Source organism: Streptomyces lycii (assembly GCF_009735685.1).
Taxonomy (GTDB): Bacteria; Actinomycetota; Actinomycetes; order Streptomycetales; family Streptomycetaceae; genus Streptomyces; species Streptomyces lycii.
Genome location: NZ_WHPN01000229.1, coordinates 1 through 1,337 on the forward strand (window position 1 = coordinate 1; position 1,337 = coordinate 1,337).

General features: G+C 72.8%; 1 protein-coding gene. It reads left to right on the plus strand.

The genetic code is table 11. The features are described 5' to 3' along the window. Positions 1 to 136: 136 nt before the first annotated feature. Positions 137 to 1,337: ABC transporter permease (locus GCU69_RS09240; protein WP_156205642.1), on the plus strand; the 1,201-nt coding region annotated here is incomplete at its 3' end.

Sequence of the window (1,337 nt, forward strand, 5' to 3'; positions counted from 1 at the left end):
CCCGCCGTCCGCAGCGCGGGCCGTCCGCCGTCCCGAGGCCGCGCCCCGCCCGCGGGAACGCGCCGCCCGGCCGCGTCTCAGGCCGCTCTCACCTTCTCCTCAGGCCCTCCTCAGCATGGCGCTCTAGCTTCGGGCCATGTTCCTCACCTACCTCCGGCGCGAGTTGCGCCGCCGCAGAAAAGCGGCACTGGTCGTGGCCTCCGGACTCGCCCTGGGTATCGCCCTCGTCATCGTCGTGACCTCCGTGTCCTCCGGGATGAGACAGGCTCAGACGCAGGTCCTGGAGTCGCTCTACGGCCTGGGCACCGACATGACGGTCACCAAGGCCCGGGAGACCCCCGAAGACGGAGCGCCGGCCCGGCCGCGCTTCCGGTTCGACGCCGGGGAGGAAGGCGAGGAGCAGAGTTCCGACCAGCTGATGGTGCAGGGGTTCGACACCCTCTCCTCCGGCACCGTCGGCAAGGTCGCCGAACAGGACGGCGTGGCCCGGGCCGTGGGCGGCCTCAGCCTCCTCCATGTCACGGTGGACGGCGAATTCCGGCGCGGCAAGGCCGAAGTGGCGCCGCGTCAGGACGGCGACGCGCCCGGGCAGGGCGGCGGAGGCGGCCCGGCGGTCCGCGGCGGCGGCGCCGACTTCGACCTCAACTCCTTCACCGTCTACGGCACCGATGTCACCGAGCCCGCCCTCGGACCGCTGACCTCCTCCGCGATCACGGCGGGCCGCGGCTTCGAAACGGGCGAGACGAACGCGCGGAAGGCCGTCGTCGACAGCGCGTACGCCAAGAGCGAGGACCTGTCCGTCGGCGGCACCGTCGGGGTCAAGGGCGAGGACTTCGAGATCGTCGGCATCGCCACCGCCGACAGCGGCTCGGCGGCCGCCGACGTCTACATCCCGCTGCGGCAGGCCCAGACGCTCGCCGACGCCGAGGACAAGATCACCACCGTCTATGTCCGGACGGTCGACTCCCAGGCCATCGGTGCCGTGAAGGCCGCCGTGCAGGAGAACGTCCCCGGCACCACCGTCACCACCTCCGCCGATCTGGCGAAGACGGTCTCCGGCTCCCTGGGCACCGCCGCCGACCTCGCGTCGAGCGTCGGCAGCTGGCTCTCCGCCACCGTTCTGCTCGTCGCCTTCCTCGTCTCCGGACTGCTCACCTCCTCCGCCGTCGGCCGCCGCGTACGGGAGTTCGGCACGCTCAAGGCGCTGGGCTGGACCAGCGGCCGGGTCACCCGGCAGGTCGTCGGCGAGTCCCTGGTCGGCGGGCTGCTCGGCGGTGCGCTCGGCATCGGGCTCGGGCTCGCCGCCGCGTATCTGCTGACCACCTTCAGCCCCACGC